This is a genomic window from Chitinophaga sp. 10T418, assembly GCF_056394125.1.
In genome coordinates this window covers 65487-78702 of record NZ_JBFTHG010000019.1, presented here as the reverse complement: position 1 = coordinate 78702, position 13216 = coordinate 65487, and the positions used below count along the sequence as shown (strand labels likewise).

Below are 13216 nucleotides of genomic sequence, written 5' to 3'. Positions count from 1 at the left end.
TTAAAAAATAGGTTGATTTGCGTAACAGGATATGATCATTCATCCTGGAAACGTGGCGTGCGATAAAAGCGGAAGATCACCTCCCAATCTCCCTCTTCCCATATGGCAAAGTTCAGCCTGAAGGCAGCTTCTGCACGACCGCCACCCAGTCCTTTCCTTGAATAACCAAATATAACCGTTGCATTACCTGCCACTGCATATTTTGTACTAAGTGATGTTAATGGGATGGGATAAGCTACATTGTAAGTTACCTGCGTACTGGTTTTCTTAATGTCAAACCCGTGTATCAGTTCACTCCACTTTGTAAGATTCAGCTTTACCGGATCTATCGGCAGTGAATCCTGGTCCAGGAATTTGAAGGTAATCGAATGACCATTGCCTGTTTTCCGGAAAAAAACCGCCGTTGCAGAATCAGCCATCAGCGTATCTTTCGATACATACACATTTACCAGTTCAGGATGAATAGAAAATGGCGCCTGGTAATTGCGACCAGTAACATCTGTACGGGTTTCTGTTTTGCGCACACGACTTACAAAATCATATTCATAGGGCTCATAGGGCACCTCTTTGAGAGGCTGCAAACGCATCCTTTTAAATGAGAGCTCATTGCCGTTGTTCTGTACTTTTACATCAAATAAGTATCCGCTATCCGGATATGCCCGGATTTGAGATGCACTTGCCTGACGGAAAATAAAGTCGCCCGAACCAGGTCTTATTTCAAAGAATGGATGCTGTACTGCTTTTCGCTTATCTTCTATTTCCTGGTATGTTTTCTCCGTACCATCATAGTCTTTTATCCATTCCTTCACCGTTACGTTCTGTGTTAATTCAGGAGCTGGAGAACCATCCGCATGACGCAGGTTCAGCAGGCTAAATTGCAGCGGGAAGCTGGAGCCATCTGGCTGGAAATTGGTTTTATACAAAAAGGTTCTGCCAAGTACAGGTGTATATGCGTCTACCTGCTCAAACCCTGCATTATTGCTGAGGTAATCTCTCTCCGGTGGTGCCTTTTTGCAGGACGAAATACCGCTTGCAATAACCCCCATACATAAGATCAGCCAGGATGTTAATTGATATTTTTTCAGCATGATAAAATTTTTCAGTGGGTTGAAAATTTAGAAATTACGAAGGCTGATGACTTCATCGATATGACGATTACCCGTAGATCCTACATATTTGTAGTGAAGTACAAATGCCTGCATCTCCTCATCATACCTGCAATCGCCATCATTAGCCAACGTTTTATTGGCGGATTGCGGCGCAGGCGTAATCGTCACCTTATTATCTGCCGCCACCTTCATACGGATGATATAGCCACTGCCGAGTAAATCGGCTCCCTCCACATCACAGGTAACACTGTCTATCGCGGATACCGATTTCAACCTGTCATACCAGGGACGATTAGTGCCCGTGGGAAAGAAGATGGTACCTGTAGCCAGGTAATAATCACTATACTTATTTTGCAGGGAAGTTGTTTTTTCCACGAATGACTTAAAGGCGAATACATGTGTTGGCTCCAATACATGCAATACCCCATTGGTGCATTGGATGTCTGCGGTGTTCACGTAAGAGAAAATCCAGTCTCTTACAAAACGGGAACCATTCAGGTCGCTGTACTTGAGCAGGTAGGCACCTGATTGTACCACCCCTTCTGTATTGGATTGTACTCCGTCCATATGCAACCTGCGCCGGTTAAGGGTACTTACATCTATCCCATCTTTTAATGAAAAGCTGGCAGATGTTTTATTGCCGGCAATCATGTAGCGTAGTAATAACGTACGCCATACAAAGGGAGCTACACTGTCCAGTGTGGCTGTAGCCAGCTGATGTGATTTACGGTATAAGTTCAGATTCTGCATGGCTACCGCAATACTCTGGTCTACCGGGGCGATAAAAGTGACCGCATTTTTCTTCAGCGTATCTGTCAGGCCGGCTTTGTCTATGATATAGAGCAGCGTATCAAAATTCTCCTTTTGTTTGCTGAGATAGTCATAAATATTGGCATTGACTTTCGTGGCAATCTGTCCGCTGCGATAAGTATTATCTTTCTTACATGCGCTATTGCCTAATATCATTCCTGACAACACACAGCAGCATACAATATGTTTTAAAGACATAAGGAACGATTTATTTTTTCCAGAAATTATTTTGTATCAGTGTGGGATTATTGGTCAGCGCACTTTTCGACACAGGCCAGAAAGCGGCGCCTTTATCTACATCTGCCTGGGACAGCGTGGTATACACCGGTATCTGTTTGAACTGCACCAGGTCAAACCAGCGCCATCCTTCTCCCAGCAGCTCCCTCCTTCTTTCTTTCAGGATATAATTCAACACTTCATTTCCATCTGATGAATCAAAATTGGCAAGACCACGCTGTGTACGGATCATGTTCAGATAATCACGACCATGCGGTACATCGTTGATACGTATGGCAGCGGCGGCACGTAGCAGGATAATTTCTTCATAGCGGAAAATGAGGATAGCTGATTCGTAGCTGCGTAAAACAGGTGACTGCACTACCGCACGCACTTTGATCTTGCTGAACATCGGCGCGGAATTATTGAAATTGGTAAAATAATTACCGCTTGCTGTACCATCTCCATTTAAAGAAAAGCGTCCATCACCGGGTTCATCGAAAATAGCCAGCACAGAATCTTTGGGTACGTATATGTCTGCTGTTTTCTTTGGTACAAATGGCTCGCTCAATGTCCAGTCTTCCGCATGACCACTCACAGAAGCCTCCTGGTAATCAGCAGAAAAGCTCAGGGAGAAAATCACATCCAGCCCTTTACCCTTAAATACGCCATCTTCCGCAGTAAGCTGGCTGGTGCTGGCTACGGAATAACCACCGTTGCCACTGTTATCCATCACCTCTTTACAATATTTCTCTGCCATCGCAAAATCCTGTTGCCATGCACCAATATGTGCCAGCAGTGCGTAACAGGAAGCTTTAGTGCCTACTGTGGAATGCCAGTAATCATCATTCTGGTTCCAGTAGTTGCCTTGTTGCTCCGGCCACTTGCCATCGTACCGCCAGGGCAGGTCAATGGCAGCAGCAGTGGCTTCATTGGCGGCAAAAGCTAAGATGGTCGCCTGCGGAGTAGCTGGTTTACCTTCAAAATACCCGGCAGCATTGCTGGTAATGAGTGGCACATCACCCCATATCCTTGCGAGATAGAAATAGGTAAGTGCTCTCAGGAAGCGAATGTTGGCAATATCCAGTTTCAAATCCTCCGCCCGGTAGCGGAAATCATTTTTACTGACCAGCGGCAATTTTTCTATACATAAGTTGGCCTGTGCAATTACTGCATAAAATCGCTGCCAGTCTTTCCATTCTTCCAGCGCGCTATAGTTGGCGTTTAAGTTATTGGACAGTACTGCATTCAGATCCTGTCTGCTACTGATCCGGAAATCACCACCACGCAACTCTCCATAGGCCATGAATGCGTTACTGTTTGCCAATGCGGCCCGCAATAAACCGTAGGTGGCAAATACGGCAGACCGGGCATCATTTTTCACCTGCCACATATTGGCTTCAGGCACCAGGCTGGTAACATCCGGGGAGAGTGTTTTCTTGCAGGAAAACAAACCACCCGTAATGGTCAGCAGGATGATAAAAGAAAATCTGATTCTCATGAATGCTGTTTTTAGAATTCCAGGCTAAAGCCCAGGGTATAAGTTTTAGGAATGGGCATGCCATAGCCGTTGTCGTAACCATTAAAGTCAGCCAGTTCCGGATCTCCCCCGCTATACTTCGTGATGGTAAAAAGATTATTCAGCGTAGCATATACCTTACATTGTGAGAAATAGCGTTTACGCGCCCACTTCCGGTCTGCAAGACTATAGGAGAGCGTAAGAGAGCGAAGCTTCGCAAAAGAAGCATCTTCCAGGAATAAGGTCTGGTCAGCCTGGTAAGGGTTTACATAACTCCATGGATTATACAGCGGATAGTTATTGTAGTCCCCAACTCGTTGCCAGAAGGTCAGCTCTTTCACACCAATAATATTGTCTACCCCTTCGCGGTTTACGAAGTCGAAACGACCAGCCATGCGTGCATTAATCAACTGCCGTCCAAGGGAGTAAGCAATAACAAAGTTCAGCGACACAGCTTTGTACGTGAACGTATTGCTGAATCCACCGCTTACAGTAGGACTGTTATGTCCTTTCAGCATACGGTCGTCATCATTGATAACATTATCGCCATTGAGATCCTGCCATTTCGGATCTCCTGCTTTAAAAGCAATACCATTGAAACTAAGCGGCTGTCCGCCTTTCACCGGGATGTCGCTGTCTTTCGTGTAGATGCCATTGTTTTGCAATAACCAATAACGATCTATTGGTTTCCCTACCTCCAGTCTGCGGTTACCGTAAGTAATAGCAGATAAATGATCCGGCAGGGCCAATAGTTTATTCTGGTTGGTTTGCACGATTAACTGTGGCTGCCAGGAGAAATTACCATGTATAACGTTGGCGGATATACTAAGTTCCGCCCCGTAGTTACGCACGTTCATGCCGTTTTTATTCGTTTGCTTATATCCGTATTCGGAAGGCACCGGTACTGCGACTATCAGGTTTTTATCTGTTTTGGAATAGATGTCTGCGCTGATGGTAACTTTATTATGCCATAGGGAAAGATCTGCACCTAGATCCCACTGGTCAGTATAGGGCCATTGTGTACCCCATCCACTGTAGCCTTTTCTGAAAGGAAGACTCAACGAAGGAATACCATTGTAACCGGCGATGTTCCTGTTACCGGACCAACCTATGTCCACTGTATAATAAGGCCCGTTACCGATGTTATCATCCAGGAATAATCTGCCTTGTCGTCCCCAGCTGGCACGTAGCAACAGATTACTGATGGTATTACTATTGCGTAGAAACTGCTCTTCCGATAATTTATAGGAAGCGGCTACCGTAGGAGATACAAACCAGGTATATCCATTGGCATTGATATTGGAAGATCCATCACTGCGGAGCAACATGCTGAGGTTGAGTTTTTTATTAAACTCATAGGTAGCACTGCCATAAAAGGACACCAGGTTAAAATTGACGTAATCCTTATAGCTATACACCATGCGACTATCGTAGGTATTATTTTCCGGATGGTCTTTATCTCCTACGCGAATGATCTTGATAAAATCAGACGGGCCCCGGTATCCTTTCGTATAATCGTACTTACGGTTATCCAGTTGTAAGGACTGTCCCAACTTCAGCGTGAGTGCATGTTTACCCTGAAAATTATCAGACCAGGTGAGTGCATTGTCTACCGAAATGCGCCTGTTTAGGCCGGTATAATAAGAAATATAACTATTGCCTTCATTGATACTGCCGGGGATAAAATAGTCGCGATTCTGATCATTGTAATCAACAGCCAGTAAAGAACTGAAGTTAAAGTGCGGCAGGAAGTTATAGTTTATGGCCAGCGATGCCTGTATCGCATTGCTTTTATTCTTATCTACTACCCTGTCGTACTCTGTATTATACTTTGTGAGATAGTCTTTGTTAGGAGGTAGCGGATCAGTAAGCGAAGGCAGGTATTCTTCTTCCGCAAAGCGATCACGCAGGGAGTGGTTGTTTTTGCGATCCATCAATGTGCCGCTGATGCTGGTAAGGAGCTGCATGTTCTTTACCGGTTCAATGTTTAATTTAAAATAAACATTGTACTTGTTCAATCCACTTTTGTCTGCTACGCCGGGATCGTGTTGTTCTCCTACGCCGAAGATGAAGTTCGACCTGGCGCTGCCACCGTTGATAGCTGCGCTGACGCCCTGCACCAAACGGTTCTGATAATAAGTATCATCCCAGTTAGCTGGGCCATAATAGGCGGCCTGCATGGAATCTGCGAGATACCTTGGAAATGCAGCCCACTGGCTGGCATTGGCATACTGTCGATAGAAGGGCAGGCGAAAATCTCTTTCAAACGCCGCATTGATAGTATGAACCATTGGTTTGGCAGCCACACCGAAATAGGTATTGAAAGTCACCTTTTGTTTACCTGCGCGTGGTTTACGGGTAGTGATGCGAATTACGCCGTTTACACCGCGTGGGCCATACATGGCGGTAGCACCAAAATCCTTCAGCACTTCTATGGATTCGATGTTGTTTACATCTATGGCAGCACCCATATTGATATTGGGGCCTGGCCGGGTGTAATCATATTGCTTGATATCAAACGCATAGGGATGTTCCATTACCAGCGGTACACCATCGACTACATAGAGTGGTTGTGCATAGTAGCTGCTTTTGGCGCCGGTTATTTGAATAGCGGTACCACGTATGATAGTGAGACCAGGCACGCCCGGTTCTCCGGTGTTGCTTCTTACTTCCACGCCGCTGATGCGTCCCTGCAATAGCTGGTCGATGCTGGAATAAGGTAATAATTTAACAGGTGATGCATCCATTGCTGAAATGGCTCCAGGCATGGTACTTCCCGGGATAAGGGAATCCGGCACCGTGGTGTTGCCATTTAGCGGGAGCGTTGTATCAATGGCATTATTAGTCATCCTGACTGTCTTCACCTGGCTATAAGCAGATGGAGTAGACAAAGCAGTAGCTAATAGCAGCATTAATAATGCTCCTCTGAATGCATGAGTGTACAGAGTAGTCATGCATAAAAATTTACAGGATCAAAAAAGAATGTCTGTCTGGATAAGAATGTTTAAACCGATGTTAATAATTGTTCACGTTTCACTAAACAAGGCTGATTCAAATATAGCCCGGCTGATAATACTTTGGTTGATAATGTCGATTAAATCAATGTTAATAATTTTACTAATACTAAACAAGACCCCCTCAAATATAATAATGAAATTTCAGTATTACTAAACTTATTTACGACCATTCACAGAAATACAGGGATATTTGTATAGTAATGCTAAAATAAAATCAAAATATGAATTTTCAAAAAAATAATCAGGCAAGCATTTGGACAAACAAATATTTAGCATAACTTAACACCACTAAACAAGGCTCCCTGATCAAAATTTACATCTCACCGTACTGCAAAAAATAAAATTATGCTTCAATGCTACCAACAATTGCTACGCCACACTGTGCTGTTTGCAACGACGATAGCCTTTACCATGGCCTGTAATAAGCCTGTCATACAAACCAGCACCGCGCCTGAGGGAAATAAAACAGCCAGCGCTCCACAAAGGAAAGTACTACTGATTGGTATAGACGGATGCAAAGCCGCAGCCCTGAGAGCGGCTACAGCACCTAATATACAAGGATTGCTACCACACGCGTTATATAGTTATGATGCATTAACACAACCACCTACCTGGAGTGGTCCGGGGTGGTCATCTATGTTGACCGGCGTATGGGGTAACAAACATGGCGTCAGCGATAACAGCTTTTCCGGCAGTAACTTTTCACAATATCCAATGATATTTAAATACATCAAGGCTGCCAAACCATCGCTGCGCACTATTTCTATTGTATCATGGCCTCCTATCAATGATAAAATCATCAACAACGCAGACATAGCTATTACTGCAAATGATAACGACCTGGCGGTGAAAGACAGTGCAGTAGCCCGTTTAGCCACCGACAACCCGGATGTGATGTTCGTGGATTTCAACGGTGTGGATGATGCTGGTCATACATTCGGATTTGATACCTCCGTACCACAATACCTGCAGGCCATCACAAAAATTGATGACTACGTAGGCAGCATCCTCCAGGCACTGGGCAAACGAAGTAATATTGATCATGAAGACTGGCTCATCATTCTCTCCACAGATCATGGCGGTATCATGAGTGGACATGGAGGTAATTCTTACGATGAACAAAACATCTTCTCCATTTACTACAATAAAAATTTCCAAACAAGAGAAGTAAAAAAGCCGCAAACAGCATCCACGTTTGTAAAATTCCTGCTGGCTGGCCAACGTGCATGGACCGGCAATCCCTTTTATAACTTTGATAACTTCTTACAATTCACCGTAGAGTTTAAAATGCGCAGCAGCGGACTTAACAGCGATCCGCCGTTCATTACCAACAAAGACTGGAACAGTGGCGGCAACAAAGGATGGGTAATTAATGTACGGGGTCAGAGCTGGAAGTTTAATGCAGGAGATGGCAGCAAAAGAGTAGACGTGAATGCTGATGGCGCCGCTCCCCTGAATGACAACAAATGGCATCATATAGCCGTTAGCGTTAACCGCGCCGGCCAGGTGAAACTCTATCAGGATGGTGCTTTCCTGAAAGCCGGCAACATGACGGGCTTCAGCACACTAGATCCGGGATCATCTATTAAACTCAGTATTGCAGATGACATCACCACCACCTATGGTAATGACTACGGCAATTCCATTTTCAACATCGCTGATGTAAGATTATGGAGTGCGGAACTGGATGCTCAAACTATCCAGGATTATTCAAAATGTGACACTACCATTACGGCCGATCATCCATTCTATTCCCGTCTCATTGGATGGTGGAAAGGCAATGAAGGCAAAGGTAACGTGATGAAAGATGCCGGTCCTAAAAAAGCAGATCTGCAACTGGAAAATAATACGCCCTGGGAAGAAACCGGTAAAGATATTTGTGGCAATGCAGTATCCAGTGATGTCCCTAAAATAGTGGATATCCCGATACGTATCCTTACCTGGCTGAATGTGCCCATTGATCCCGCCTGGGGATTGGATGGAAAGTTGTGGCAGTAACTAAAAAAATAACGCATATAGAAGACCTGCACCATCGTGCAGGTCTTCTTCTTTTCCGGCAATACCTACGTTACTGTTGCTGCAACTGACTTTCAAGTAATCAAGCTGGTTAAACTTTCGTCAATCTTTGCGTACAGCATTCGGTTGTATCATAGCTCATTGTTTTTTTTATATTTTTGAAAAAATCCCGCATATGAAGATTTTATCCCTACTACTTGTTTGCTCATTTTTCTGTGGCCGGATATATAGTCAGAATATAGATATCCTGCGGAAATCAGATACTTTACAACGCCAGGGGAAACAACGTGCATTCATTTATTGGAACAACCCCAGCGACACCACCGGGCTGGAATATGTAGCCACGCTATCATCCAAAGGCTCCGCAATGGGTGGCAGCTCACTTTGGGAATTGTGGATGCATGCCGGCAACCGATCCCGCAAGTTAGGATCCAATGTATTTATATTCCGCTCTTTCACTGACAGTGACTCCACCAAACCAGAACTGATACTCGATCTTTACCTGGCTTCAGAAGAAGCCCTCAGGCGGAACAGTGAGCGGGAAGAAAAGAATGTAGTCTATCTCTTTGGCAACAAAGGAAAGGTAATGCCAGTAAAAGTAAATGGAGAATCTATAGACATTCCTGCCAATGGTTTCCTGCACTATGAACTACCCGTTGGCACCGAACTGAAACTGAGTAAGGGTGGCGCTACCGGTGCAACATGGACGCTTAAAGGCGAAAATGAGAAGGCCGCTTTATATCTCTCCGTTTCAGGCTTTGGCCTGGGAGGAGCAGTTCCCCCTGCAGGGTCAGTTGGCTTGTCTTTCAACAGCGGACGCATTACAGAAATGAATCCTTATTTCGCACGCATGATGATGGATACGCAAAAAAAGTAGTGATCTCCTGTTTATAACAAAAAACCTTGCAGCATCAGTTGCTGCAAGGTTTTTTTGTTCTTTTAATTTCCGGTAGTGAGTCTGATTAATTTTTCACCACATCAATATCCTTCGTTGTGCCATCTGTATTAATCACTGATAAAGTAACCAGTACTGTTCCGGCAGGTGCTGCCACAGGATCACCACTGAACGCTTTTTTCACGGTCACCATCTTCGCAGTCTTTAAAACATCCGGCGCCACGGCGGTTCCTTTCCCGTTAGGCAGGAAACCATATCCTGTTTTAGCATCAAATCCCTGGTTAAATGCTTTGTAGAAGAAATCAAGACAGGTATTATAACCAGCAGGCACGCCTACAGTTACTCCTCCCACCACAAACTTAACGTTTGCCTTAACGGGATTAATAGCAATGATAATACTTGATCCCGCGGCAAAAAGACCAGGCTGCGCTTTTGTTTTCAACAGCACGGAACTTTTATTCGCGCTATTGGCAAAATAGCCATCCAGGCGAACGGTATCTTTTGTATATGATAATACCCTGAAATCGAAATCAAGCAGCCTGTTTTGTTTCAGATTTGCCAATAACTTACTATTATGAAAAGTCAGGCTCACCTGAACCGGGCCATTAAAATCAAACTTCCCTCCTCTCTCTTCCTGATAGAAGCCAAGCGAATTAAAATTCTCATAATTAGGCAGCAGTTCCAGCACCCAGTTTTTATAATCCAGGTTCCTGGGATCGTCAAGTATCTCCCGGAGGTCTGCATCCGATAACCCGGCGAAAGCGTCTACCAGGCCCGCTGCAAGATCTGCTTCATCGGTGGTAAGCGTTCCGGAAAAATACAGTGACGTGAGATCCGCTGATATGCCATTTGCCACAATAGAATAAATATTCGCTGTCGAATCCTTAGAGAATTGCAGTAATAAACTGGGAAATTTGTTGCCGACAATACTTACCGGCATATCCCAGGCCCAAACTACATCCTGATCGTCGGTAAGATTTTTGAAGGCGGCAATTTTATCGCCATCAAAAGAATTCTTGTTATCCGGCGGACGGCTATAGTCCCGGTCTTTCTGGCAGGAAAGCGTAGTGAGAATGAGCAAGGCTGCAACCATAGCCACCAGCCTATTCGTATGAAAAACTTTATGTAGTGTGTTCATAAAAAAGCATGAGAAATTAAAAAATAATTTACCGTAACCCCTATTGTTCATATCTCCTTTTCAGAGCAATAAGCCGATCTTTCACCGATTGTTTGGTTAAATGATCCCTCAGGGCCGTAATAGGAATTCCCAGGTTGGCAAAATATTTTGTTACCAGCTGATACTTGGTCCTCGTGGCATTATTAGTCAGATACTTGGTTTGCATTTCTGCATCTGTTTTCCAAATAATCGTCTGTACATAGGTAGCAAAGTCTTCATGCTCATTCTGCATACCGTAAGGGATAAAGAAACCTTTGGAGATGGCGGTAGTCAGAGATACATTTCTGTACTGGTCAGATCCACGCAGATATTCCGTTTTAGCGGGTTTTTCAAATCCCACAGGAATCTGATGTTTACTGTCCAGGTAGTGTGTATATTCATGATAAATAAACCCAATCAACCCGGCATCGTTCGGAAAACTGGTAGGTGCGGCATCATATATAGCACGAAGAAATGCAGCGTCTTTTCCGGGTGTGCGTAACAATTCACCAAATGGCGACAAACCGCCCAGGGTAAGCCTGTTAGGCTGGATATTACCTGCCTGACCAGCAGTGGATTCACCAAAACTTTCTGCCCCACCGTAGTTCATACCGTTACCGATCAACAAAATACGAACAGGCGTTTCTTTCTTCGCGGTAATACCAGGGCCGCTGATGGTGTCCATGGCATTGAAGAACAATTCCTCCATCAATTCTATGTATGGCAATACATCTCTCTCTTCAGCAGGATTGGCAACCACATTGGGCGCGTAAGCAAAACGGTTCCATTTATATTCAAAAATGACCCCGTATTTATCAAAGATGGCCTTCTGCTTCACACCAACAGGTGTACGGGTATCAAATACCGGTGGCGGATCCACTTCTGCTGTCAATGGATCCTCTTTTTTACAGGCGCCCAATACGAACAGGATGCCGGTTAGTATGCAAATGATTATTTTATTGTTGTACATGGGAAATAAAATTAATGCTGATAAAATATTCATTAAAGTCCCGGATTGCGCGTGATTTCTTCCGTAGGAAGCTGAATCACGTAATCATCTGGCTTGGTTCCATCAATCTTGTAGGTACCTGAACGTCCCACATGTGTTACCGGAATGTTATGCCGTCTCATATCAAACCAACGCATACCCTCACTGGAAAACCGTATCCTTTTTATCAGCAGCAGGAAGTCGATAGCTGCTTTACGCGTGGCCAGCGTGCTTAATTGCGCAATTTTGCTATTGGCGGTGGCAGTGGAGAAATTCTGGTTCTTGATCAGCAGTGTCAGGTCGGCTTTTGACAGATCGGTAAGACCGTTATTCTTTTCGATGTCTGCTTCTGCTCTGTTAAATAACACTTCATCTACTGTCAGCAATGGCATGTTTCCACTCCTGGTGGCAGTAGGCTGAAAGATCATTAGTTTCTGCGGTACGAAATCCCTGAACAAGGCGCTGGTAATGATTACATAGTTATTGGCATCATCTGCACCATTGTCGCGCATCACCTGGGCTGCCGGATAAGGGAACATCCCCATCCAGAAGTAAGCCATCAACTGATAGGTATTGCTTGCCATCATGATATAGGCAGGATTGCCTGGATTAAAATAGCTGTTTGAATACTGTGCATAGTCAATGATGGATGACCTTAGTTGGCCAACATTCAATGGTACATTGCGTCTCTGGAGTAATTGGGTTGAATATTTCAGGCAGTTATCCCAATCCTTCTTATTCAGATATACTCTTGCCAGCAGTGCGAGAATTGCTTCCTTACTAAAGGTAAATTGCGGATTACCTGCTTCTGTATCATTTACTAATGTCAGTGCCTTTAATAAGTCCTGCTCTATTACTTCATATATCTTCTTAACACTTACCTTTTTGTAAGGGGTCACCGGGGCTCCGCTATACGCTTCTACAAAAGGAATACCTTCATCTGCATCAGCAGTAGCAGGATTATACTGTTTCGCGAAAAGGTTCACCAGCATATAATTGCAATAGGCTCTTATTCCCATGGCTTTCCCTTTGATAACGGCAATCGCATTTACTTCCGCCGGACTATTGGGCTTATATTCATCTGCTTTTTTGATGATCAGCAACGCGTTAATAATATCATTATAATATCTTCTGAAAGCAGTCACCGGATTAAATCCACTACTCAGAAAACGGGTGGCGGGCAGGGATTGTTTGATGATGGAATATTCAAAAATCGGCAACAACTGCTGTACTGCATCCTCCACGTTATGTCCTGCCAGATCTCTGAAGATATAATCATCAGACATGATGTCTGTAAAATGATGGTCGGAATATGGATGGATCTGATTGAGCGTTTTCTCCATATCCGAAATAGTAGTAATCAACGTTCTGTTGTCTACCGGTTCTTCCAGAAATTTGGTACAGGAGGGCATGGTAACTAACACCAGGAACACCCCTGCCATTATGTATTTGGAAAAACGGTGATTAATTTTATAAGTCTTCAACATGGT

At 44.3% G+C, this 13216-nt stretch carries 9 protein-coding genes; 2 read left to right on the top strand and 7 right to left on the bottom strand.

The genetic code is table 11. From position 1 onward, the window contains the following. Positions 1-35 precede the first annotated feature (35 nt). From AC1DCV_RS33490 to AC1DCV_RS33475, 4 genes are read right to left on the bottom strand one after another with little or no spacing between them, the layout of a single operon-like run. Positions 36-1088: a DUF5007 domain-containing protein gene (locus tag AC1DCV_RS33490; protein ID WP_477027257.1), complete on the bottom strand. Its 1053-nt coding sequence runs from the start codon at positions 1086-1088 to the stop codon at positions 36-38. A gap of 27 nt (positions 1089-1115) precedes the next feature. Further along, complete coding sequence (locus AC1DCV_RS33485) at positions 1116-2117, bottom strand: BT_3044 domain-containing protein (protein WP_477027256.1); 1002 nt, start codon at positions 2115-2117, stop codon at positions 1116-1118. Positions 2118-2127: 10 nt separating this feature from the next. Beyond that, on the bottom strand, positions 2128-3636 hold the full coding sequence (locus AC1DCV_RS33480) for a RagB/SusD family nutrient uptake outer membrane protein (RefSeq protein WP_477027255.1): 1509 nt from the start codon (positions 3634-3636) through the stop codon (positions 2128-2130). A gap of 11 nt (positions 3637-3647) precedes the next feature. Next, positions 3648-6608, bottom strand: a complete 2961-nt coding sequence (locus tag AC1DCV_RS33475) for a SusC/RagA family TonB-linked outer membrane protein (protein ID WP_477027254.1) — start codon at positions 6606-6608, stop codon at positions 3648-3650. Positions 6609-7016: 408 nt separating this feature from the next. Between AC1DCV_RS33475 and AC1DCV_RS33470 the strand changes: the two genes are divergently transcribed. Beyond that, complete coding sequence (locus AC1DCV_RS33470; protein ID WP_477027253.1) at positions 7017-8669, top strand: alkaline phosphatase family protein; 1653 nt, start codon at positions 7017-7019, stop codon at positions 8667-8669. Between the two features lie 193 nt (positions 8670-8862). After that, positions 8863-9564 (top strand): hypothetical protein, encoded by a 702-nt coding sequence (locus tag AC1DCV_RS33465; protein WP_477027252.1) that lies wholly within the window; start codon positions 8863-8865, stop codon positions 9562-9564. An 85-nt stretch (positions 9565-9649) separates the two neighbouring features. Here AC1DCV_RS33465 and AC1DCV_RS33460 read toward each other — a convergent pair whose 3' ends face one another. Genes AC1DCV_RS33460 through AC1DCV_RS33450 form a run of 3 tightly spaced genes read right to left on the bottom strand, consistent with a single transcriptional unit; the run spans position 9650 to position 13213 of the window. Beyond that, positions 9650-10720 (bottom strand): hypothetical protein, encoded by a 1071-nt coding sequence (locus AC1DCV_RS33460; protein WP_477027251.1) that lies wholly within the window; start codon positions 10718-10720, stop codon positions 9650-9652. A 40-nt stretch (positions 10721-10760) separates the two neighbouring features. Then, the gene (locus AC1DCV_RS33455; RefSeq protein WP_477027250.1) at positions 10761-11708 is read right to left on the bottom strand and encodes a putative zinc-binding metallopeptidase; all 948 of its coding nucleotides are present in this window, start codon (positions 11706-11708) and stop codon (positions 10761-10763) included. 32 nt (positions 11709-11740) lie between these two features. After that, positions 11741-13213, bottom strand: a complete 1473-nt coding sequence (locus AC1DCV_RS33450; protein ID WP_477027249.1) for a RagB/SusD family nutrient uptake outer membrane protein — start codon at positions 13211-13213, stop codon at positions 11741-11743. Positions 13214-13216 lie beyond the last annotated feature (3 nt).

Bases quoted from the DNA above. Each gene is read 5' to 3' on its own strand.
- AC1DCV_RS33490 (WP_477027257.1), bottom strand. From the start codon at position 1,088: ATGCTGAAAAAATATCAATTAACATCCTGGCTGATCTTATGTATGGGG.
- AC1DCV_RS33485 (WP_477027256.1), bottom strand. From the start codon at position 2,117: ATGTCTTTAAAACATATTGTATGCTGCTGTGTGTTGTCAGGAATGATA.
- AC1DCV_RS33480 (WP_477027255.1), bottom strand. From the start codon at position 3,636: ATGAGAATCAGATTTTCTTTTATCATCCTGCTGACCATTACGGGTGGT.
- AC1DCV_RS33475 (WP_477027254.1), bottom strand. From the start codon at position 6,608: ATGACTACTCTGTACACTCATGCATTCAGAGGAGCATTATTAATGCTG.
- AC1DCV_RS33470 (WP_477027253.1), top strand. From the start codon at position 7,017: ATGCTTCAATGCTACCAACAATTGCTACGCCACACTGTGCTGTTTGCA.
- AC1DCV_RS33465 (WP_477027252.1), top strand. From the start codon at position 8,863: ATGAAGATTTTATCCCTACTACTTGTTTGCTCATTTTTCTGTGGCCGG.
- AC1DCV_RS33460 (WP_477027251.1), bottom strand. From the start codon at position 10,720: ATGAACACACTACATAAAGTTTTTCATACGAATAGGCTGGTGGCTATG.
- AC1DCV_RS33455 (WP_477027250.1), bottom strand. From the start codon at position 11,708: ATGTACAACAATAAAATAATCATTTGCATACTAACCGGCATCCTGTTC.
- AC1DCV_RS33450 (WP_477027249.1), bottom strand. From the start codon at position 13,213: ATGTTGAAGACTTATAAAATTAATCACCGTTTTTCCAAATACATAATG.